This window comes from Pseudomonas sp. DCB_BI (genome assembly GCF_026240995.1).
Lineage (GTDB): Bacteria > Pseudomonadota > Gammaproteobacteria > Pseudomonadales > Pseudomonadaceae > Aquipseudomonas.
Window position 1 is genome coordinate 312,460 of record NZ_JAPFCG010000003.1, and the last position, 20,619, is coordinate 333,078.

At 62.7% G+C, this 20,619-nt stretch carries 20 protein-coding genes; 3 read left to right on the top strand and 17 right to left on the bottom strand.

Annotation, left to right across the window (positions count from 1 at the left end; all coding sequences use genetic code 11):
* Positions 1-16: 16 nt before the first annotated feature.
* From OO258_RS05360 to ubiE, 9 genes are all read right to left on the bottom strand, one after another.
* Positions 17-724 (bottom strand): 16S rRNA (uracil(1498)-N(3))-methyltransferase, encoded by a 708-nt coding sequence (locus tag OO258_RS05360; protein WP_266029101.1) that lies wholly within the window; start codon positions 722-724, stop codon positions 17-19.
* Complete coding sequence (gene tatC, locus OO258_RS05365; RefSeq protein WP_266029102.1) at positions 721-1,509, bottom strand: twin-arginine translocase subunit TatC; 789 nt, start codon at positions 1,507-1,509, stop codon at positions 721-723. Before tatC ends, OO258_RS05360 begins: the two co-directional genes overlap by 4 nt.
* Positions 1,506-1,886, bottom strand: a complete 381-nt coding sequence (gene tatB / locus OO258_RS05370) for a Sec-independent protein translocase protein TatB (RefSeq protein ID WP_110745100.1) — start codon at positions 1,884-1,886, stop codon at positions 1,506-1,508. Before tatB ends, tatC begins: the two co-directional genes overlap by 4 nt.
* 3 nt (positions 1,887-1,889) lie before the next feature.
* A complete protein-coding gene (locus OO258_RS05375; RefSeq protein WP_209969551.1) occupies positions 1,890-2,162 on the bottom strand; it encodes a twin-arginine translocase TatA/TatE family subunit in 273 nt (90 codons plus the stop codon).
* Positions 2,163-2,187: 25 nt separating this feature from the next.
* The gene (locus tag OO258_RS05380; protein ID WP_016489563.1) at positions 2,188-2,523 is read right to left on the bottom strand and encodes a phosphoribosyl-ATP diphosphatase; all 336 of its coding nucleotides are present in this window, start codon (positions 2,521-2,523) and stop codon (positions 2,188-2,190) included.
* Between the two features lies 1 nt (position 2,524).
* On the bottom strand, positions 2,525-2,917 hold the full coding sequence (hisI, locus tag OO258_RS05385) for a phosphoribosyl-AMP cyclohydrolase (protein ID WP_064490835.1): 393 nt from the start codon (positions 2,915-2,917) through the stop codon (positions 2,525-2,527).
* A gap of 72 nt (positions 2,918-2,989) precedes the next feature.
* Complete coding sequence (gene ubiB, locus OO258_RS05390) at positions 2,990-4,612, bottom strand: ubiquinone biosynthesis regulatory protein kinase UbiB (RefSeq protein ID WP_266029103.1); 1,623 nt, start codon at positions 4,610-4,612, stop codon at positions 2,990-2,992.
* On the bottom strand, positions 4,609-5,232 hold the full coding sequence (locus tag OO258_RS05395) for a ubiquinone biosynthesis accessory factor UbiJ (RefSeq protein ID WP_266029104.1): 624 nt from the start codon (positions 5,230-5,232) through the stop codon (positions 4,609-4,611). Before OO258_RS05395 ends, ubiB begins: the two co-directional genes overlap by 4 nt.
* Positions 5,232-6,002 (bottom strand): bifunctional demethylmenaquinone methyltransferase/2-methoxy-6-polyprenyl-1,4-benzoquinol methylase UbiE, encoded by a 771-nt coding sequence (ubiE, locus tag OO258_RS05400; protein ID WP_110745096.1) that lies wholly within the window; start codon positions 6,000-6,002, stop codon positions 5,232-5,234. Before ubiE ends, OO258_RS05395 begins: the two co-directional genes overlap by 1 nt.
* A gap of 124 nt (positions 6,003-6,126) precedes the next feature.
* On the opposite strand from ubiE, the gene OO258_RS05405 reads away from it, so the two are divergent.
* The gene (locus tag OO258_RS05405; RefSeq protein ID WP_003249289.1) at positions 6,127-6,402 is read left to right on the top strand and encodes a polyhydroxyalkanoic acid system family protein; all 276 of its coding nucleotides are present in this window, start codon (positions 6,127-6,129) and stop codon (positions 6,400-6,402) included.
* 19 nt (positions 6,403-6,421) lie between these two features.
* On the opposite strand, the gene OO258_RS05410 is transcribed toward OO258_RS05405, so the two are convergent.
* On the bottom strand, positions 6,422-11,182 hold the full coding sequence (locus OO258_RS05410; protein WP_266029105.1) for a DUF6543 domain-containing protein: 4,761 nt from the start codon (positions 11,180-11,182) through the stop codon (positions 6,422-6,424).
* Between the two features lie 179 nt (positions 11,183-11,361).
* On the opposite strand from OO258_RS05410, the gene OO258_RS05415 reads away from it, so the two are divergent.
* Positions 11,362-11,781, top strand: a complete 420-nt coding sequence (locus OO258_RS05415) for a phasin family protein (protein ID WP_110745094.1) — start codon at positions 11,362-11,364, stop codon at positions 11,779-11,781.
* A gap of 10 nt (positions 11,782-11,791) precedes the next feature.
* Positions 11,792-12,583, top strand: a complete 792-nt coding sequence (locus OO258_RS05420; protein ID WP_266029106.1) for a phasin family protein — start codon at positions 11,792-11,794, stop codon at positions 12,581-12,583.
* Positions 12,584-12,704: 121 nt separating this feature from the next.
* Here the strand turns inward: OO258_RS05420 and OO258_RS05425 are convergent, their stop codons facing one another.
* The 7 genes from OO258_RS05425 to hslV form a co-directional block, all read right to left on the bottom strand.
* A complete protein-coding gene (locus tag OO258_RS05425; protein ID WP_110745092.1) occupies positions 12,705-13,319 on the bottom strand; it encodes a TetR/AcrR family transcriptional regulator in 615 nt (204 codons plus the stop codon).
* 13 nt (positions 13,320-13,332) lie between these two features.
* Entirely contained in the window at positions 13,333-15,015 is a 1,683-nt protein-coding gene (phaC, locus tag OO258_RS05430; RefSeq protein ID WP_266029107.1) for a class II poly(R)-hydroxyalkanoic acid synthase, read from the bottom strand.
* Positions 15,016-15,067: 52 nt separating this feature from the next.
* Positions 15,068-15,919 carry a poly(3-hydroxyalkanoate) depolymerase gene (phaZ, locus tag OO258_RS05435; protein WP_266029108.1) on the bottom strand — a complete coding sequence of 284 codons (852 nt, stop codon included), beginning with the start codon at positions 15,917-15,919 and terminating at the stop codon, positions 15,068-15,070.
* Between the two features lie 61 nt (positions 15,920-15,980).
* Entirely contained in the window at positions 15,981-17,660 is a 1,680-nt protein-coding gene (gene phaC, locus OO258_RS05440) for a class II poly(R)-hydroxyalkanoic acid synthase (protein WP_110745089.1), read from the bottom strand.
* 268 nt (positions 17,661-17,928) lie between these two features.
* Positions 17,929-18,306: a DUF971 domain-containing protein gene (locus tag OO258_RS05445; RefSeq protein WP_266029122.1), complete on the bottom strand. Its 378-nt coding sequence runs from the start codon at positions 18,304-18,306 to the stop codon at positions 17,929-17,931.
* Positions 18,307-18,464: 158 nt separating this feature from the next.
* Entirely contained in the window at positions 18,465-19,808 is a 1,344-nt protein-coding gene (gene hslU / locus OO258_RS05450; RefSeq protein ID WP_110745087.1) for an ATP-dependent protease ATPase subunit HslU, read from the bottom strand.
* Between the two features lie 76 nt (positions 19,809-19,884).
* On the bottom strand, positions 19,885-20,415 hold the full coding sequence (gene hslV, locus OO258_RS05455) for an ATP-dependent protease subunit HslV (protein ID WP_003249309.1): 531 nt from the start codon (positions 20,413-20,415) through the stop codon (positions 19,885-19,887).
* Positions 20,416-20,619: the final 204 nt, after the last annotated feature.

Here is a 20,619-nt window from a genome sequence, read left to right on the forward strand (position 1 = left end):
AAAAGGGGTGTTTGCGTCAGAAAATACGCGAAAGCAACGCGGTGACGGCGGTCTCTACCCGCAGGATGCGATCGCCCAGTTGTACCGGTGCCAGGCCAGCTTTGCCCAGCAGCTCGATTTCATAGGGTATCCAGCCGCCCTCGGGGCCGATGGCCAAGGTCACGGGTTGGTCCACCGCACGCGGGCAGGCAGGGTAGGGGCCGGGGTGGCCAACCAGCCCCAGGGTGCCGGCGGCGATCGCAGGCAGGCGGTCTTCGACGAACGGCTTGAAGCGTTTCTCGATGACTACCTCGGGCAGCACCGTATCACGTGCCTGCTCCAGGCCGAGGATCAGGTTTTCGCGAATGCTCTCGGGCTGCAGAAAAGGGGTTTGCCAGAAGCTTTTCTCGACCTTGTAGCTGTTTACCAGGATCAGCCGTGATACGCCGAGGGTAGCCACGGTCTGGAACAGTCGACGCAGCATTTTCGGGCGTGGTACCGCCAGCACCAGGGTCAGCGGCAGCTTGGCCGGTGGTTGCTGGTCGAAGGCGACTTCAAGTTCGGCTTCGTGCTTTTCCAGGCGCAGCACCGTGGCCTTGCCCATCAGGCCATTGATGCGGCCCACGCGCAGGTTGTCGCCCACTGCCACGCGGTGGATTTCCTGCATGTGGGTGAAGCGTCGATCAGCAAGAACGACACGGTCGGCCGAGACGAAGTCGGCCTCTTCAAGAAGCAACAGGTTCACGGTTGGGTCGCTGGTGGCTGGTCGTTATGGTCGTCGGCGGTTTCGTCGTGGGCGCTGCGCTTGCGGATCAGGCCGCCACACAGTACGCCGATCTCGAACAGCAGCCACATGGGCACGGCCAGCAACGTCTGCGAGAAGATGTCCGGCGGGGTAAGGATCATGCCGACCACGAAGCAGCCGATGATCACATAGGGGCGGATCTTTTTGAGATATTTCACGTCGACCACGCCGATCCACACCAGCAGTACGACCGCTACCGGGATTTCGAAAGCCACGCCGAAGGCGAAGAACAGCGTCATCACGAAGTCGAGGTAGTTGGCGATGTCGGTCATCATCGCCACGCCTGCCGGCGTGGCAGCGGCGAAGAACTTGAACATCAGCGGGAACACCAGGAAGTAGGCAAAGGCCATGCCGGCGTAGAACAGCAGGATGCTCGATACGAGCAGCGGAATGGCAATGCGCTTCTCGTGGCGGTACAGCCCGGGGGCGATAAAGCCCCAGATTTGCTGGAGGATGAACGGGATGGCCAGGAACAGCGCCACGATCATGGTCAGCTTGAACGGCGTGAGGAACGGCGAGGCCACGTCGGTGGCGATCATCGTTGCATTGGCCGGCAAGTGATCGCGCAGCGGGGCGGAGACCAAGGTGTAGATCTGCTGGGCGAAAGAGAACAGCCCGGCAAAGATCAGGAAAATGACAGCAACGCAGCGCAGCAGGCGGGTGCGCAGTTCGGTCAGGTGCGAAACCAGCGGCATTGGCTGGTCGTGTTCCGGGTTCTCGCTCATGGGGCTCGCGGCGGTTGAGGCGGTTCAGAAGAAGCGGCCGGGGTGGCAGCTGGCTCGACAACCGGCCTGGTTTCGAGCCCGGCAGGTGGCTGCACACTGGCCGTGGTCACTGGCGGCTGTGCGGGTGGCGCTAGCGGGTTGAGGATGCGCTTGGCTTCCTCTTCCATCTGCAGGATGTGCTCATTATGCAGCTGGCGGCGGATGTCGTCGGCACCGATTTCGCGCTCGACCTCCATCTTGATGCTGTTGAAGCTGCGCTTGAGCCGCCCGATCCACAGGCCAGCCGTGCGGGCGGCACCCGGCAGGCGCTCGGGACCGAGCACCAGCAGGGCGACCAGGCCGACGAGCAGCAGCTCGCTGAAACTGATGCCGAACATGGGTCAGTCTTTCCGCTGCGGCTCTTGGACCGGCTGGGCCTGGCCTTCGATGGTGTGGCCTTGCTGCGGCTGGGCGGTGTTCTGCACCGGCGGCACTGGTTGGGCAGGCGGCGGAGTCTGCTCGGCCGGCTTGCTCTCTTCTTCGTTCATGGCCTTGCGGAAGCCCTTGATCGATTCGCCCAGGTCGCTGCCGAAGTTCTTCAGTTTCTTGGTGCCGAACACCAGGACCACGACGACCAGCAGGACAATCCAGTGTTTCCAGTCAAAAATACCCATGGTGCTCTCCTAGAATGCGTTGTGCTCAAGCCGAAGGCTGGCGAGCGGCCTTTTCATCGTGCCCGGACAGCCCGAAACGGCGATCCAGCTCATCGAGTACGGCTTGTGGATGCTGGCCCAGCGCGCTGAGCATCACCAGGCTATGAAACCACAGGTCGGCAGTTTCGTAGATGACATCGCTGTAATCCTTGCTGACCGCGGCATCCTTGGCGGCAATGATCGTTTCGACCGACTCCTCGCCAAGCTTTTCAAGAATCTTGTTCAGGCCCTTGTGGTACAGGCTGGCCACGTAAGAGCTGTCAGGTGCCGCTTGCTTGCGTTCTTCAAGCACTTCGGCCAGGCGGTTGAGGGTGTCGCTCATGTCAGTGTCCTGCGCTGTAGATGGCATCCGGGTCCTTCAGGACCGGGTCGACGATTTTCCACTGGCCGTCTTCGAAGACGCGATAAAAGCAGCTTTCACGGCCGGTATGGCAGGCGATATGACCCAGTTGCTCGACCATCAGGATGATCACGTCGGCGTCGCAGTCCAGGCGCAGCTCATGCAGTTTCTGCACATGCCCGGATTCCTCGCCCTTGCGCCACAGCTTGCCACGCGAACGCGACCAATAGATGGCGCGTTGCTCGGCGGCGGTCAGGGCCAGGGATTCGCGGTTCATCCAGGCCATCATCAGCACGCGTCCGGTCTTGTGGTCCTGGGCGATCGCCGGTACCAGGCCATCGCTGTTCCACTTGATCTCGTCCAGCCAGTCTTTCATCGTCGACTCCAAAGCGGGCCCGCTCCTGTACCGGGCCATTTGCGCTAGTGTGCCAGCCACAGGCGCGGCTGGCTATTGGCGCACGATCAGGTAAAGGCCCGCAGCCAGCATCAGCCAGGCTGGCCAGGCAACCGGGGCGGCCAGGCTGGCGGTTTCGGCAGCACCTGCGGCTAGAACTGCGCCACCGCCCAGCAGGCCTGCGCCCAGCAGGCGCAGCGCCCAGCGGTCGCCCTGACGACGGCGCTCCGGCAGTTGTGGATCGTGCAGGTGAGGCTGCGACAGGCGTTCGAGCAGGTCGCGGGTCATGCCGGCCAGGTGTGGCAGTTGTTCTACCTGGCTGTGCAGGTTGCCGAACACGGCCTTGGGGCTGTAGCGGTCGCGCATCCAGCGTTCGAGGTACGGCTTGGCGGTGCTCCACAGGTCCAGGTCGGGGTACAGCTGACGACCCAGGCCTTCGATGTTGAGCAGGGTTTTCTGCAGCAATACCAACTGTGGCTGCACTTCCATGTTGAAGCGCCGTGCGGTCTGGAACAGGCGCATCAGCACCTGGCCGAAAGAAATATCCTTTAACGGTTTTTCAAAGATCGGCTCGCACACGGTGCGAATCGCTGCTTCGAACTCGTTCACCTTGGTGTTTGCCGGCACCCAGCCCGAGTCGATGTGCAACTGGGCGACGCGGCGGTAGTCACGCTTGAAGAAGGCAAACAGGTTGCGCGCCAGGTAGTCCTGGTCCTCGGCGGTGAGGCTGCCGACGATGCCGCAGTCGATGGCAATATACTGCGGGCTCCACGGCTTGACCGTGCTGACGAAGATGTTGCCGGGGTGCATGTCGGCATGGAAGAAGCTGTCGCGGAACACCTGGGTGAAGAACACTTCCACGCCGCGCTCGGCCAGCAGCTTCATGTCGGTGCGCTGGTCGGCCAAGGTAGCCATGTCGGTCACCGGTACGCCGTAGATGCGCTCCATCACCAGCACCTTGGGGCGGCACAGGTCCCAGTACACCTGGGGCACGTACATCAGCTCGGAGTCTTCGAAGTTGCGCCGCAGCTGGCTGGCGTTGGCAGCCTCGCGCAGCAGGTCGAGCTCGTCGTAAATGGTTTTTTCGTAGTCGCCGACGATGTCTACCGGGTGCAGGCGACGGGCATCCGCCGAGGCGCGTTCGGCAGCCTTGGCGATCAGGAACAGCCAGGCCAGGTCCTGGGCAATGACCGGCTTCAGGCCCGGGCGCACGACCTTCACCACCACCTCTTCGCCCGTTTTCAGGCGTGCGGCATGCACCTGGGCCACCGAGGCCGAGGCTAGCGGTTCGACGTCGAAGCGGCTGAACACCTCGCCGACCTTCGCACCGAGCTGTTCCTCGATCAAGGCCACGGCTTTTTTCGGGTCGAACGGTGGCACGCGGTCTTGCAACAGCATCAGCTCGTCGGCGATGTCGGGTGGCAGCAGGTCGCGGCGGGTGGACAGCAGCTGGCCGAACTTGATGAAGATCGGCCCCAAGTCCTGCAGCGCCAGGCGCAGGCGTGCGCCACGGCTGAGGTCGGTGGGCTTGCGTGGCAGCCAGCGCCACGGCATCAGCAGGCGTACGCTGGCCAGCCACCAAGGCAGCAAGGGTTGTTCGAACAGCAGGTCATCGAGGCGGTAGCGGATCACCACACGCTGGATGCGAAAAAGACGTCGGACGGCGAGCAGCTTCATGCGTTATCGCTGGTATCTAGGGATCGGGAGAGGCGCTTGAGGCGCGCTTCGAGGCGTTCTGTATCAAGCTTCAAGGCATCGAGCTCGCTGAAGGCGGCTTCCGCTTCGCGCTTGCCGACAAGGGTACGGGATTCTTCGGCCAGGTATTCGGACAGGTTCTGGCTGAAACGTGCCAGGCCTTGGCGAGTCCAGCGAGCGCGCAGGCGGATATGGCCGGCCAGCATCGCCGTGGGGACTGGGCCAAGCCAGCGTTGCAGCTCGTGTTCCCAGTCCAGCTCCAGGTCCTGTAGCACACCGAACAGGTCGAGCAGTACGGCGCTGTCGCCGTGTAGTTCGACCTGCGGGCTGTGCAGCACAGCGGTCTTGTCCTTGACCAGGGCCAGTTGCGCCAGGCTACCCGCGGGGGCGCGCAGGCTGCAGTCGACCTCGCCCTCCCAATGGGCGGCCAGCATCAGGCCCTCTTCATCGGGCAGAATGAACACCTGCAGGGCCGGTTGGCGGCAGTCGATCTCGATGACCTTGCCCTCAAGCGCGGCCAGCCGCGGCAAGGCCGTGCTGTCTAGGCGCAGGACGCGATTCAGGCCATGTTCGACGCTGGCGAGCAGCCCGGCCAGCAGCATCAGGGCTTGATCCCCCGGTGCACGGCAACGATGCCGCTGGTCATGTTGTGGTAGGTGACGCGGTCGAAACCGGCCTCGACCATCATGCTTTTCAGGGTTTCCTGGTCGGGGTGCATGCGGATCGACTCGGCCAGGTAACGGTAGCTCTCGGCGTCATTGGTGATCAGCTTGCCGGCCAGCGGCATGAAGGCGAACGAGTAGGCGTCGTAGGCCTTGGACATCAGCTTGTTGGTCGGTTTGGAGAATTCCAGGATCAACAGGCGGCCACCGGGCTTGAGCACGCGCAGCATCGAACGGATGGCGGCGTCCTTGTGGGTGACGTTGCGCAGGCCGAAAGCGATGGTCACGCAGTCGAAGTGGTTGTCTGGGAAGGGCAGCTTTTCGGCGTCAGCCTGGACGAACTCGATGTTGCCGGCCACGCCGCGGTCCAGCAGGCGGTCACGGCCAACCTTGAGCATCGAATCGTTGATGTCGGCCAGCACCACCTGCCCGGTCGGGCCTACCAGGCGCGAGAACTTGGCGGCCAGGTCACCGGTACCGCCGGCGATGTCCAGCACGCGGTTGCCGCTGCGCACGCCCGACAGCTCGATGGTAAAGCGCTTCCACAGGCGGTGCATGCCGCCTGACAGCACGTCGTTCATAAGGTCGTATTTGGCGGCCACCGAGTGGAACACTTCGGCGACTTTCTTCGCCTTCTGGCTTTCAGGCACGTCCTGGTAGCCGAAATGGGTGGTGGGTTCGGCGTGTTCGCCTTTGCGCTGGTCGTTCATATCGCTTCACCGGAAAAAATTACTGCCATTCTAGGGCGAACGGGCGGATTTGTCTTGGCGGGGTGTGCCAGGGGGCAGGCGCGGGCATAATGCCCATTATGTCTACATTTCCAGGAACGCCCGCATGACCCAGATCAGCGTCGAACGCAAACACTCCCTAGGCCGCGATGCCGCCCGCGCCAAAGCCGAAGCGTTGGTCGACAAGCTCAGCCGCGAATATGACCTCAAGGCCACCTGGAACGGTGACCGGGTCGATGTGGCGCGCAGTGGCGCCAATGGCAGCGTGCACATTGGCGACGACAGCATCCGCGTCGAGTTGAAGCTGGGCATGATGCTGTCGATGATGAGCGGCACCATCAAAGGCGAAATCGAGCGGGCGCTGGACAAGGCCCTGGCCTGACCTGGGGCTGACCTGCTGGCTATCGTGGCGGGGTCTCCGGGAATGGAATGATGCCGATCACCTGGTCAAGGCGCAGGTCGCCGCGGTAGATCGCGATGCGCTCGCGCGCGTCTGCGGCCTGCTCGAGCATGGCCTTGCGGCCTCTTACACCTGCATCCCAGAACTTGAGGTGGCCCTTGACGAAGTCGTGGGCGCTCGCGTCCAGGCTGGGATAATGAAAGTGCGCCTCCCACAGCACCCGGCGAGGCGCTTGCACATCACGCACCTCGTAAACGTCGAGGTAATCATGGGCGTGACGTAGCTGGCGGCGAATCACGGTTTGCCTGATCCGTATCCGACCCTGCTCAGCCAGGAAGCGCAGCGCCTTGCCGTCGGGATGGCGGGTGTTCAGGTAGGCGTCGGTGAGTAGCCGAAGCCTTTCGTGGTGGACACGGTCTACCGCTGCACGCAGGAGGTCAACCAGGCCGTTATCCAGCGGGTTGTTGAGCTCGCTCAGCTGCTGTTGCACTTCGCGCATGTCACCGGCCGGCCATTCCAGAAAGTCGCTCAGGCTGTTGGGCTCATCGGCATAGTGAGCGGCGAAGGCGATTTTCCCATCCACTTCTGCCAGCAGGCGGTTCGCTCGTTGGCGCACCTGTGCCCGGTCACGTTGGGCAGGCCGTGCTTGCTCAGCCACGGCATGCCACACCCCGTCGCGTTGCGCGAAACTGCCTGCTGGCTCATGGTTGAACGCATTACGCTGAATTGCCCGGTTGCCCACTTGGTCGACTTCCACCAGCAGCGGTCGACCTCGGTCGATGCGGATGACCCGCCGCCTGACGGTCGTGGGGCGATGGCCGGGGGAAGGCGGAGGTGGGCTGATGCCGCTGTCGACGTTGGCCAAGGTGGCGCTCAGTTGTTGCTCCGTGACCTGGGTCATCGTGGACAATTCGCGTATGTATTCGTCCAGCACGTCCGTGACCAGCGCCGGCGAGTCCAGGGTCTTCATGTAATGGGCGCGGTCCAGCACGGTACGGTACTTCTGAAGGATATCTTCAAGCAGTTCGGCCTTGACCTGGGGTGGTTCTTCGGTAGCTGCCAGCCCGTCGTGGCTCCATACCATGCGGCTCAACTCGAGGTTGCTGAGCGGCGCGCGCATGGTAAGCAGGTGCTCGGCCATGTCCGCAGAGAGCCGCGTCTTGTCGACGACGAGGTAAGCCAGGTCACTGAGCAACTGTGCCCGAATGACCAGTGTCGAATAAGTCCTGCTCCGATTGGTCTGGGCGAGCTTCGTGGCTTTATTGGCAAAATCGATCTTGGGGTCATCGAGCGCCTCCGCCAGCGTCCGGTCCAGACGCTGGCTGGCGGCAAGCAGGCGGCGGCTGGCCTGGCAGGAATCGTGCACCCGTTCGCGATAATCGAGGTAATGCTGGATATCTTCGGCAGTCTGGGGGACGCGGCGTAGCCCTGCGGCCTGTGCGCTCAATGCCTGGTGGTCGACCTGCTCTAGCAAACGGCGGCACAGCAGCATGTCGTTTTCTATGGCAGCACCGTACCAATTACCGTATTGACGTCGGTTCTGGGGACGATCGTCGTATTTGCTGAACCGCGGTTCGGCCATTTCCTTGAACACTTCGATGTTCCCATGCAACAGCGTGCTTTGTCGCTCCAGGTAGAGCGCGGATGCCCTGATTTCAGGCAATTGGCGTAAGCGTTGGGCCTTCAGTGCCTGCTTCTGAAGCTGCAATGCTGGCGGCAGTGAAGTGCGCTCCTGCTCCGGTAATGCATCTATAGCCCGGCTGTACTGCAGAGCGAGCTCGTCATAAGCCTGCAGTTGCACTCCGCTGCGCTCCATGAGTAGCCCCACCCGATTCAGCGCTTGTTGATTCGCCGTGGCGGTTGCGCTCAACATGTCGAACCGTTGGCGGTTTTCAGCGTTGATGGTGTGCCTGTCCTTTGGCATGCCGCCAAAGACGCCTACGTTCAAAGACCATTGTTCATGCCAGCGCGTAAGCCATGGCCCTTTTTGCCGTTCACGACCAACGATGTGGTAACCGTCCGGGTCGCCATTCCATTGCGACACCCATTCGCTGCTGCTCGGCTCGGGCCCGATGATCTGCATGCCGTTCCAGGTCTCGATGACCTCATAGGCGTCATCGCCGAGCTTGACGTAGTACCGGCCGGCGATGCTGTACAGCCCCCGCAGACGGCCCTTAGCCAGTGGCACGTGCCCTTCCAGCGGCTGCGAAGCTTGCAGTTGGGCCATTGACTGACGCACCTGGGGCGACAGCTTGCTCAGGCTCTGCTCCTCACGCCAGGCATTTACCCGCATGATCCTGGGCTGCGGCGGCTCGACGGGGGCCTGCCAGGGTTTCTCCTGTGGCTGCTCGACCGCTGGCGGCGGGGAATCTTCCTTCGGCGCAGGGCCTGAAAAACGGAGCGTAGCGGCCTCTTCGCTGTTGGTGGGTGGCGTTGCAGGGCGGTGGGCAAGGAGCAAGGCCAGGTTGGTGATCAGGTCTATGGCTGCGACGATCTTGTCGTCACCGCTGCGCTTGATCAGCGCCTCCACGTCTTCCTTGGCTGCCGACAGCGCCACCACCAGCCACACCAGGGTGGTCATCGGGCCATGCCAAAGTTGGGTGACGGTATTGAAGATCGCCCAGGCGGCCTCCTTCACCAAAGCCCGCACTTCTTGAGCATTCGAGACGCTGTTGCTGGCTGAGGCCAATAACATGGTCTCGATGCGGGCGTTGAACAGCTGGGTGTCCAGATCTTCCGTCCACGCCTGGAACGAGACCTGGACCGGGCCTCTGAGACGTTGCAAAAGGCCGTCCAGCAGCTCGACCGGCACATTGAGCAGGTGCGTCAGCGTGGTAATGTTCGGGTGCAGGTGCGGGTGCTCGAACCCGTCGTTCTGGTAAATCGGGCGCGCTTCGTCGTCAACCCAAGCCAGTACGCTCTCTTGCAGTTCGCCCCTGCTGCGGATTGCGCCCATCAGCAATTCGAGGCTGGAAAATTCCTGCAACGCCTTGTCGGCATAGAACGGGCGGTACAAAACCCAGCTGCGGCTCGCCGGTATTTCGATGATGAACATCCCGTGCGCTACATCGCTTGCCGAAGCGCCGGGCGCGCAAAGGAACGCCAGGGGGGCGATACGCAGTCGGTCCGCGCCCACGTCCATGCCTTGGCAGAACCCGAGGAGTGCCTGGCTTGCGGTTTCGCCAAGCTGTCGCTCGATTTTGGCCTTAAGGGTGCTGAACCGAAGGGCGTAACGCCATTCCCGGGCATGCTGCCGGATTCGCTCGGCCCTGCGCGGTTGGGTGTTGACTTGGCCCTTGAGGTAGGAGGGGTAGTGACCGCCGATGTCGACCTGATGAATAAGGCCCCTGATCTGGTCGATGCTCAGCCAGCCGGTCACAGGCGAGCCGTCCGCGAAACTGATGCCGCTCATCACCTCGCCAGCCTGCAGCCGCAGGCGTGAAATCGCCAGGTCAGTGAGGGGCACCGTGTGCAAGAACAGCGACTGCCCTTGTGCGCCGGCGCCAATGATGGCCTGGGAAATGCGGATGTGCACATCGTTCGGTTCGTACGACGCCATGTCTGGGTAGCTGCTCTGTAGGGTCTCGCGCAAGCGGCGAGCGGCGTAATCACGGATATCTTCGACATCGCCCAGCGATGTGCGGCCCTTCGACCGCCCTTGGTTCGCAGCGAGGTCGAGCAGTGCGGTGTGGTAGGTGTAACGATCCTGGGCGTTGGCATTGGCCAGCCATTGCGGTGGACTGACGGCTGGTGCAGCCTGATCCCCTGAAGGCAGGTTGACGAAGTAGGCTGACGGGTCGCTCACCTGACGCAGTTGCCGCTCCAGCTCTTCGATGGTCGCCACGCCACCGATGCGCAGGCGGCCGATGTCATCAAGGATAGCGTTCAGCAGTTGCCGGGCCTGGAAGGCGAACGGGCGCCCACGCACAGGTGTATGGGCCCAGGACAACGTCTGGAAGCGATAGCGTTGCGCTAACTGCCGCTGCAGCGCGGTAGCGAATCTGGCCAGGTCCACATGGCGATGAACCGAACCGCAGGGCCTGCACTGCAGCAACAGACTGCGGCCTCCAGTCGTGATGCTGACCAACAAATCCGGCAGGGTGATGGTGTGTGTGCCCTCATCCGTTCCTAGCGTGGCTTGGACCGCCTCGATGACCAGGCCGTCGGGTACCCCATCGAGCAGTGCATAGATGGCAGCTTTTTCATCATCGTTGAGGCCCTGGCGCGGGAGGCTTTGAAGCAATGCGGCCTGGAGGGTGTGCTCCAACCAGAGCATGCGCGAGGTTTGGCTGTGTTCGTCAAGCCCGTTCCAGAAGCCGATCTGGGCTTGTTGGAAGGCGGGTATCAATGCGCCGAGCACCGTATCGAAATCATCGTTGAGCTTCGCCAGGTCCGGCATGATCGCGGGGTGGCCGATGTTGTCCTGGCCTTGTTCCTGGATTTGAAACACCTGGGGTGGGCTGATGCTTAGCGTGTCCGCGGTGCCCAGTTGCACGGGTTCCTTTGCTAGAAAATGCCGCAGCAGCTCGTCCAGCAGCCCGCTCTGACGTGCTGGGTCATCTGTACTGGCCGGCGCATGCAGGATGACGAATGGGTCGAGCGACGTCAGGTGAGGATGGTTGCGCTGTAACCATGGATAGCGGTCGGCGAAAGCCTCGAATGCTTCCTTGGATAGTACGTCCCGCAGGCGCGGGCGATTGGAGAAACAGGCTGCCACGCTTTGCTTGAACGTGAGCCTGGGTGGGGTTGCTACAGCAGTCATGGCGTCGATGTCCGTGAAATGAGGCCTGCGACGCTAGCGCTGTGGTCAAAATGGTTTGCGGTATATAAGTGCTCCAACCAACACCTTAGGGTGAGGTTTCTAATTTTCTTCCCTACCTTAGGCTCAAGCCCAGCCTCCGTGGGCGGTTTCCCACCACTCATGAGCATGAGGTACACAGCATGGCCAAAGTGAATGTGAAGAAAAAAGACGAAGCCCTGGGCACGCTTGGCGAGGTGCGCGGCTACGCGCGCAAAATCTGGTTGGCCGGTATCGGCGCCTACGCCCGCGTCGGCCAGGAAGGCTCCGACTACTTCCAGGAGCTGGTCAAGGCCGGCGAGGGGGTCGAGAAGCGGGGCAAGAAGCGCATCGACAAAGAGCTCGATGCTGCCAACAACCAGCTCGATGAAGCCGCCGAGGAAGTCAGCCGCGTACGCGGCAAGGTCGAAATTCAACTCGACAAGATCGAAAAAGCTTTCGACGCACGGGTAGGACGCGCCTTGAATCGCCTCGGCATTCCGTCTAAACATGACGTTGAGGCGCTGTCGATCAAGCTTGAACAGCTGCACGAGCTGCTTGAGCGCGTCGCGCACAAACCATAAGGAGAGCAGGATGGCTGGCAAGAAGAACACCGACAAAGAAGGCAGCTCCTGGGTCGGCGGGATCGAGAAGTACTCCCGCAAGATCTGGCTGGCGGGGCTGGGTATCTATTCGAAGATCGACCAGGACGGCCCGAAGCTGTTCGACTCGCTGGTGAAGGATGGCGAGAAGGCCGAGAAGCAGGCGAAGAAGACCGCCGAAGATGTTGCTGACACTGCCAAGTCCTCGACCACTTCGCGTGTGTCTGGCGTGAAGGACCGTGCACTGGGCAAGTGGAGTGAGCTCGAGGAAGCCTTCGACAAGCGCCTGAACAGCGCCATCTCGCGGCTTGGTGTGCCGAGCCGCAACGAGATCAAGGCTCTGCACCAGCAGGTCGACAGCCTGACCAAGCAGATCGAGAAACTGACCGGTGCTTCGGTTACGCCGATCTCGTCGCGCGCCGCTGCGGCCAAGCCTGCAGCCAGCAAGACTGCGGCCAAACCGCTGGCCAAGGCAGCGGCAGCCAAGCCAGCGGCCAAAACCGCGGCGGCCAAGCCTGCAGCTAAAACGGCAGCGGCCAAACCTGCTGCCAAGCCGGCGGCCAAACCTGCTGCCGCCAAACCTGCCGCCGCCAAGCCTGCGGCGGCCAAGCCAGCGGCAGCGAAGAAACCTGCGGTGAAGAAAGCACCGGCCAAACCCGCAGCCGCAAAACCCGCAGCCCCTGCGGCCAGCGCCGCACCGGCCGCTACCGCAGCACCGACACCTGCCACTGCCCCGGCCAGCAGCGCCCCGTCGGCACCAAACGGCACCGGTACCCTGATCTGATACCGCGTCGCCTTCTTCGCGGGCTTGCCCGCTCCCACAGTCACAGCGCAGATCAGCAGGTCAGCGCAAGCACTGTGGGAGCGGGCATGCCCGCGAAGGCCCCAGCGCCGAATCAACCGGCCTACCCCTCCAGATACCGCACAGCCAGTTGCTCCGCCGCCGCCCGGGCCTGGGCCTGCAGATGCGGCGCCACCAGCATCATCACCTGGTACACCACAATCCCCACATCCCCCTCGCGCCCCAGCACCCGCTGGTAATCCAGCGAGAACATCAGGGTCAGGGTGATCTGTTCCACCAGTTGCCCCAGCGCCGGGGTGTCACTCTCCACCAGCCCCTGGCTCTTGAGGCTGGCCAGCAACGCCGCCAGCGTACGCTTGAGCGCATTGATCAGGCTGCGCATGCCCCGCGCCAGCTTGGGCAGACGCCCGGTCAGGTTCGACAGGTCCTGGAACAGAAACCGGTATTGCGCCATCCGCTCGACGATCAGGTGCAGGAACAGCCAGTAATCCTCAGCGTCCAGGCGCACCTCCAGAGGCGGATCGAGCAGAGGCATCAGTGCCTCCTCGAAACGCTCGAACAGCCCCAGCACCAACGGCTCCTTGCCGTGGAAGTGGTAGTACAGGTTGCCTGGGCTGATGCCCAGTTCGTTGGCAATCTCCAGGGTAGAAACGTTCGGCTCGCCCTGCTGGTTGAACAGTTGCAGGGCGCATTCGAGGATACGGTCGCGGGTCTTCATCCAGTCAGCGTGCTCATCGGGTCAGGACATAGGTGCCTGGCGCGGGGCCTAGCGGTGGGTAGGTGGCGTTGCCCAGCTCCGTCCGTGGTGCCTTGAGCGGGCCCGATCGCGGAGTGATCCACTCCAGCCACAGCGGCCACCAGCTGCCTTCGCTGCGCTTGGCGTCATGAAACCACGCACGCGGGTCGCTGCTCAGCCTGGGGTTGGCCAGGTAGTAGGCCTTGGGGTTGCCGGGCGGGTTGATGATGCTCTGGATATGCCCGCTGTTGGCCAGCACGAAACGCCGTTCGCCGCCCAGCAGCAAGGCCGAGCGGTACACCGCGTCCCACGGGGTGATGTGGTCGTTGCTGCCGGCCACGGTAAAACTGTCCAGGTTGACCTGCTGCAGGTCGATCGGCGTGCCGCACACTTCAAGCCCGGCCGGGTGGGTCAACGGGTTCAGCTTGAAGAACTCCAGCAGGTCGCCATGCAGCGCGGCAGGTAGGCGAGTGCTGTCGGCATTCCAGTAAAGGATGTCGAAGGCCGGGGGTGTCTTGCCGAGCAGGTAGTTGTTGACCCAATAGTTCCAGATCAGGTCGTTGGGCCGCATCCAGGCAAAGATCCGCGCCACCTCGGCGCCGTCCAGTACGCCGCGTTGATACGAGCGGCGCTTGGCGGCTTCGATCGTCTGCTCATCGGCGAACAGGCTGGCGGGGCTTTCGAACTTGCTGTCCAGCAGGCTGACCAGATAGGTCGCACTGCGCACCCGACGCAACTGTTTCCTGGCTTGCAGGTGGCCTTGCAGGGCCGCCATGGTCAGGCCGCCAGCGCAGGCGCCCATCAGATTGGGGTCGCGGTTGCCGCTGATGCTGCGGCAGGCATTCAGCGCTTCTTCCAGGGCCTGCACATAGCTGGACAGGCCCCATTCACGGTGGCGCGGATCAGGGTTGCGCCAGCTGACCATGAACACCTGCAGGCCGTTCTTGAGCATGTACTGGACGAAGCTGTTGGTCGTGCTCAGGTCGAAGATGTAGAACTTGTTGATTTGCGGCGGCACGACCAGCAACGGGCGAGCGTGCTGTTTTTCGCTCATCGGCTTGTACTGGATCAGCTCCAGCAGTTCGTTGCGAAACACCACCGCGCCCGGGGTCGCTGCCAGGTTGCCGCCCACTTCGAAGGCACGCTCGTCGACCTGCCGTGGAAGGCCATCGTTGTGGCGCAGGTCGTCGAGCAGGTGCGCTACGCCACGCACCAGGCTCTGACCACCGGTGTTGAACAGCTCTTTGACCGCCAGTGGGTTGAGCAGCGAGTTGCTGGGTGCCAGCGCATCGTTGATCAGGTTGAACAGGAAATGCGCGCGTGCGCGATCATCGTCGTGCAGGTGGCTTTCGTCGATCCACTGGCGGGTCTGCTTCTGCCACGCCAGGTAGGCCTGCAGGCCGCGGCGGTAGAAAGGGTTCTGGCTCCAGGTCGGGTCACTGAAGCGCGCGTCACGTGGGTTCGGCTGGTAGGGCGTGTCGCCCAGCATCACCCGGCCCAGTTGCCCGCCAAGGGCCAGCAGATGATGGGCCGTGTGCAGCGGGTGGCGCAGGCCGTGGCGGCCGACATTGCGCAGTGTGGAAAGCAGGTCGCGGCCGCGCAGGCCGAGCATGGCGTTCTGCACGTTCATGCTGGTGGCGGGGAGCGTAGTCGATCCTTTGGCCGGTTTGTCTTTCATGGCAACACTCCCTCGTTCTGGCCATGGCGCCGCTTCGCGGGCAAGCCCGCTCCTATACGCCCGATGCCGGGCGAGGGTGCATGACTGCGCGCTGACGTTCTTGTTGGAGGAACTTCATGATGATCGGGGCGACGGCCTCGGCCCGGGTAATCAAGAACAAATGGCCGTCGTCGATAATATGTAGCTGGGCATTGGGAATCCGCCAAGCCAGCAGGCGCATGTTGATCAGCGGGATCAGCGGGTCGTCGTCGCCGGCCAGTACCAGGGTTGGTTGCTGGATCTTGTGTAGCCAGTGGATGCTGGTCCAGCCCAGCCCGGCAAACAGCTGCCAGTAATAGCCCAGCTTGCCGCCAGAGCGCACCTTGGCGGCATGCTGCATGGCCAGGTCCGGGTCACGCCGGAAGCCGCCGCCATAGATCATCGGTGCAATGCGGATGACATGCGACGGCTGCACGTAGCGCCTTGGGCTGGCCATCATCCACAGCACCTTGGGCTTGCCGGGCACCATCACCGCACCAGCGGCAGTGGCAGCCAGCACCAGCTTCTTGCAGCGCTCGGGGTAGTCGTGGGCGAACTGCTGGGCCAGGGCGCCACCCCAGGACACGCCGATGACATTCACCTGGCCGTAGTCGAGGTAGTCGAGCATGCGTGCCGTCAGCTTGGCCAGCCCGGGGAAGCGGTACGGGCGGCGGGGCGTGGATGAGCCTCCGACCCCGGGTACATCGAAGGCGATCACTTCCAGGTCCGGATCCAGTGCTTCGATGAACGGAAACACCAGCTCCAGGTTGGCGCCGATGCCGTTGAAGATCAGCAACGGCGTCAGGTGTGGCTTGCCCGGGCGGACGGCGGTACGAATGGACTGGTCGTCCAGCTCGACGGTCCTGAAGATATAGGGTTGCGGCATGCGCGTGACTCTTGGGTGAAATGAACACCGTGGCGCCCGCAGGCCGCCACGGCGCTGCAACTCAACGCTCGTGAACGTAGGTGCCCGGTGCGGCTTCGCCAGCGGCATAGGCACGGTTACCCAGCCGGGTTGGCGCCTTTTTCAGCTCGCCGGCACGCTCGGACAGCCAGCTTTGCCAGTGCAGCCACCAGGAGTCGGCGTGTTTGGTGGCATTTTCCTGCCAGGCCACTGGGTCGCCCGGGCGATCGGCACCGGTCATGAAGCGCGCCTTGGGGTTGCCCGGCGGGTTCAGAATGCTCTGGATATGGCCGCTGTTGGACAACACGAATTCGATCTTGCCGCCGAACAGGTGCGCCGAGCGGTAGCACGACTGCCAGGGGGTGATGTGGTCGGCGGTGCCGGCAACGCTGAAGATGTCACACTGAACTTTCTTCAGGTCGATGGGCGTGCCGCACACTTCCAGGGCGTCTGCGCGGGTCAGCGGGTTGCTCTTGAACATTTCGATCAGGTCGCCATGGAAGGCGGCCGGCAGGCGTGTGGTGTCGTTGTTCCAGAACAGGATGTCGAACACTGGCGGCTCGTTGCCCAGCAGGTAGTTGTTGACCCAGTAATTCCAGATCAGGTCGTTGGGGCGCATCCAGGCGAACACCTTGGCCATCTCGCTGCCTTCCAGCACGCCCGCCTGGTAAGAATGGCGCTTGGCCGCCTCCAGGGTCTGTTCGTCGACGAACAGTGCCACTTGGGTGTCCACCGTGGTGTCCAGCACGCTGACCAGCAGGGTCAGGGCGTTGACCTTGTGTTCGCCAATGGCGGCATAGTGGCCCACCAGCGCGGTGCAGGTGATGCCGCCGGAGCAGGCACCGAGCATGTTCAGGTCCTTGCTGCCGGTAATCGCCAGCACCGCGTCGACCGCTTCCTTGAGCGCGTCGATGTAGGTGGACAGGCCCCACTCGCGCTGGGCCTTGGTCGGGTTGCGCCAGCTGATGATGAAGGTTTGCTGCTGCGAGCGCAGGCAATAGCGGGCGAGGCTTTTCTCTGGGCTCAGGTCGAACACGTAGAATTTGTTGATCTGCGGTGGCACCACCAGCAGCGGGCGGGCGTGCACCTGTTCGGTGATGGGGCTGTACTGGATCAGCTCCAGTACATCGTTGCGGTACACCACTGCACCTTCGCTGGTGCCCAGGTTCTTGCCCACTTCGAACGCGTCCATGTTGACCTGGCTGGGCATGCCGCCGTTGTTGACCATGTCCTTGGCCAGGTTCGACAGGCCGTCAAGCAGGCTCTTGCCGCCGGTTTCGAAGAAGCGCTTGACCGCTGCCGGGTTGGACAGGGTGTTGGTCGGTGCCATGGCCTCGGTCATCAGGTTGATGACGAACTGGCCGCGGCTGATGTCCTGGGGAGAGAGGTCGCTGCTGCCGATCCAGTCCTGCAGCTCCTTGCGCCAGGCCAGGTAGGTTTGCAGGTAGCGACGGTATAGGGGGTTGTTGCTCCAGGCTGGGTCATTGAAGCGACGGTCGTCGCTTTCCGGGGCCAGGCTGGACTTGCCCAGCAACACGTTCTTCAGCTCCAGGCCGAAGTGGGCCACATGCTTGGCGCTGTGAAGCGGTTGGCGCACGGCCTGGCGCAGCACGGTACGTGCCGAGCTCAACAGGTCCTTGCGGCGAATGCCGATGACCGGGTTCAGCCCCAGGGTGTTTTCCGAGGCCTGTCGCTGCAGCTCATCGTTGTTCTTGTTACTCATCTACGACGCTCCGTTGTCCTGAGACGAGTACCGGTTGCTGTGGCGGGCGCACAGCCCTGAGCCCGGTACTGCTACTCGGGTGACCAGTGATAAGGAACAGCGGTGCTGCTGGGGCTCTGACTGCCTGCAAGTTGATGCAGGGATCTTGCCATACCCATTGGTTACCCGACTTTCATGTAATGCGCAAGACAGCCCGTCACTGGGCTGTCTGTAAGTCATTCAAACAGATGTATTTAGAAAATGCGCTCTAAACCCCGCAGGGCTTGCGCTAGAGCATGAGTTTGACAACGGATTCGGCCGGGTCGCGCGATTTTCCGGCCTTGTGCAGCTCGTCGAGGTATTCGGCCCACAGCTGTTGCTGGCGCAAACACAGCTGCTCGAGGTATTCCCAGGTGAACAGACCGCTGTCATGGCCGTCGTCGAAGGTCAGTTTCAGTGCATATTGGCCGGCGGGTTCAAGGCCACTGAGGCCGACGTTGATCTTGCCGAACTGGAGGATCGGGTTACCGTGGCCTTGGACCTCGGCGGAGGGGGAGTGCACGCGCAGGAATTCGGCGGGCAGGGTGTAGACCTCGCCGGGGGCGTACGTAAGGCTGAGGGTTTTCGAGGCTTTGTGCAGGTTGATGGCGGTGGGCAGGCGGGCCATGGGCAGAATCTCTCGGGAGCTGATGAAGCACAGCTTCCAGCTTATGGTGGAGGGATTCAAGGGGCCTCTTCGCGGACAAGCCCGCGCCTGCACCGATCACCGCAGGCCCAAGGGATGGGGTGACGTGTACAGGCGCGGGCTTGTCCGCGAAACCGGTCTTACAAGATGTAACGCGACAGGTCTTCGTTCTGCGCCAGCTCACCCAGGTGGCTGTTCACATACGCCGCGTCGATCTGGATCGGCGCTTCGTCATGGGTGCTGGCCAGGTCACCGGCACTGAACGACACCTCTTCCAGCAAGCGCTCGAGCAGGGTGTGCAGGCGGCGGGCGCCGATGTTCTCGGTTTTTTCGTTGACCTGGTAGGCAATTTCGGCCAGACGCTTGATGCCGTCAGCGACAAACTCGATGTTCAGGCCTTCGGTCTTCAGCAACGCCTGATACTGTTCGGTCAGCGATGCATGCGGCTCTTGCAGGATGCGCTCGAAGTCCTCCGGGGTCAGTGCCTTGAGCTCCACGCGAATCGGCAGGCGGCCTTGCAGCTCGGGCACCAGATCGCTTGGCTTGCTCAGGTGGAACGCACCCGAAGCAATGAACAGGATGTGGTCGGTCTTGACCATGCCCAGTTTGGTATTGACGGTGCAGCCTTCGATCAGCGGCAGCAGGTCACGCTGCACGCCTTCACGGGAGACGTCGGCGCCGCCAACATTGCCGCGTTTGGCAACCTTGTCGATCTCGTCGATGAACACGATACCGTGCTGCTCGACCGCTTCCAGGGCCTTGGCCTTGAGCTCTTCCTCGTTGACCAGGCGGCTTGCTTCTTCATCACGAACCATCTTCAGCGCTTCTTTCACCTTCAGCTTGCGCGCCTTGCGCTTGCCTTTGCCCATGTTGGCAAACAGGCTTTGCAGCTGGTTGGTCATTTCTTCCATGCCTGGCGGTGCGGCAATTTCCACACCTACGGCATCGGCCACTTCAATCTCGATTTCCTTGTCGTCCAGCTGGCCTTCGCGCAGGCGCTTGCGGAACAGCTGGCGGGTGTTGGAGTCGCTGCTGGTCTGCGCGGCTTCTTCGCTGAAGCTGGTGACGCGGGCCTGCGGCAGCAAGGCGTCGAGGATGCGGTCTTCGGCAGCGTCTTCGGCGCGGTGGCGCACGCGGATGATCTCCTGCTCGCGCAGCATCTTCAGTGCGGCATCGGCCAGGTCACGGATGATCGACTCGACGTCACGGCCAACGTAGCCCACTTCGGTGAACTTGGTGGCTTCGACCTTGAGGAACGGCGCGTTGGCCAGCTTGGCCAGGCGGCGGGCGATTTCAGTCTTGCCGACACCGGTAGGGCCGATCATCAGGATGTTCTTCGGGGTGACTTCGGCACGCAGCTCGGCAGGCAGCTGCATGCGCCGCCAGCGGTTGCGCAGGGCAATGGCCACGGCGCGCTTGGCGTCGTCCTGGCCGATGATGTGGCGGTTGAGTTCGTGGACAATCTCGCGGGGGGTCATGGACATGATGAAAATGGTCCTTGGGCAGGTGAGTCAGCGTGGAAAAGCCCCGTCACCGGGATGGGGCGCCAGAACAGCTGAATCAGTCGGCCAGGTCCTGCTCCTCGATGGTCAGGTTGTGGTTGGTGAACACGCAGATGTCGCCGGCGATGTTCAGGGCGGTTTCGGCGATTTCACGGGCCGAGAGGTCGGTCTTGTTCAGCAGGGCACGGGCTGCGGCCTGGGCATAGGCGCCACCGGAACCCATGGCGATCAGGCCGTCTTCAGGTTCGACCACGTCACCGTTGCCGGTGATGATCAGCGATGCGTCTTTGTTGGCCACAGCCAGCATGGCTTCCAGGCGGCTCAGGGAACGGTCGGTACGCCATTCCTTGGCCAGCTCGACGGCGGCGCGGACCAGGTGGCCCTGGTGTTTCTCAAGCTGGCCTTCAAAGCGCTCGAACAGGGTGAAGGCGTCGGCGGTGGCACCGGCAAAGCCTGCGATGACCTGGCCGTGGTACAGGCGGCGGACTTTCTTGGCGTTGCCTTTCATCACGGTGTTGCCGAGAGATACCTGGCCGTCGCCGCCCATGACGACTTTGCCGTTACGGCGGACAGAAACGATGGTGGTCAAGGGGAGAGTCTCCACGCAGCGGGGCGAAAGTGCCTGATGCAGACTCATATGGGGGTGGGGGGAAGGATTTCAACCGGGGGGGATGAATGGTTGGTACAGGCTCAAGGTTGTACGCGGTCAATGTGGGAGCGGCCTTGCGTCGCGAAAGGGCCGCGCAGCGGCCCCAGGATCTCGGCATCATGGATAGATTGCTGGCGACCGGAT

Excerpts from the sequence above, each read along its gene's own strand:
- phaZ (WP_266029108.1), bottom strand. The coding sequence starts at position 15,919 with ATGCCGCAACCCTATATCTTCAGGACCGTCGAGCTGGACGACCAGTCC.
- tatC (WP_266029102.1), bottom strand. The coding sequence starts at position 1,509 with ATGAGCGAGAACCCGGAACACGACCAGCCAATGCCGCTGGTTTCGCAC.
- hslU (WP_110745087.1), bottom strand. The coding sequence starts at position 19,808 with ATGTCCATGACCCCCCGCGAGATTGTCCACGAACTCAACCGCCACATC.
- OO258_RS05410 (WP_266029105.1), bottom strand. The coding sequence starts at position 11,182 with ATGACTGCTGTAGCAACCCCACCCAGGCTCACGTTCAAGCAAAGCGTG.
- ubiE (WP_110745096.1), bottom strand. The coding sequence starts at position 6,002 with ATGAACGACCAGCGCAAAGGCGAACACGCCGAACCCACCACCCATTTC.
- OO258_RS05405 (WP_003249289.1), top strand. The coding sequence starts at position 6,127 with ATGACCCAGATCAGCGTCGAACGCAAACACTCCCTAGGCCGCGATGCC.
- phaC (WP_110745089.1), bottom strand. The coding sequence starts at position 17,660 with ATGAGTAACAAGAACAACGATGAGCTGCAGCGACAGGCCTCGGAAAAC.
- OO258_RS05425 (WP_110745092.1), bottom strand. The coding sequence starts at position 13,319 with ATGAAGACCCGCGACCGTATCCTCGAATGCGCCCTGCAACTGTTCAAC.
- OO258_RS05375 (WP_209969551.1), bottom strand. The coding sequence starts at position 2,162 with ATGGGTATTTTTGACTGGAAACACTGGATTGTCCTGCTGGTCGTCGTG.
- hisI (WP_064490835.1), bottom strand. The coding sequence starts at position 2,917 with ATGAAAGACTGGCTGGACGAGATCAAGTGGAACAGCGATGGCCTGGTA.
- OO258_RS05380 (WP_016489563.1), bottom strand. The coding sequence starts at position 2,523 with ATGAGCGACACCCTCAACCGCCTGGCCGAAGTGCTTGAAGAACGCAAG.
- OO258_RS05415 (WP_110745094.1), top strand. The coding sequence starts at position 11,362 with ATGGCCAAAGTGAATGTGAAGAAAAAAGACGAAGCCCTGGGCACGCTT.
- tatB (WP_110745100.1), bottom strand. The coding sequence starts at position 1,886 with ATGTTCGGCATCAGTTTCAGCGAGCTGCTGCTCGTCGGCCTGGTCGCC.
- ubiB (WP_266029103.1), bottom strand. The coding sequence starts at position 4,612 with ATGAAGCTGCTCGCCGTCCGACGTCTTTTTCGCATCCAGCGTGTGGTG.
- OO258_RS05445 (WP_266029122.1), bottom strand. The coding sequence starts at position 18,306 with ATGGCCCGCCTGCCCACCGCCATCAACCTGCACAAAGCCTCGAAAACC.
- OO258_RS05395 (WP_266029104.1), bottom strand. The coding sequence starts at position 5,232 with ATGCTGCTGGCCGGGCTGCTCGCCAGCGTCGAACATGGCCTGAATCGC.
- OO258_RS05420 (WP_266029106.1), top strand. The coding sequence starts at position 11,792 with ATGGCTGGCAAGAAGAACACCGACAAAGAAGGCAGCTCCTGGGTCGGC.
- phaC (WP_266029107.1), bottom strand. The coding sequence starts at position 15,015 with ATGAAAGACAAACCGGCCAAAGGATCGACTACGCTCCCCGCCACCAGC.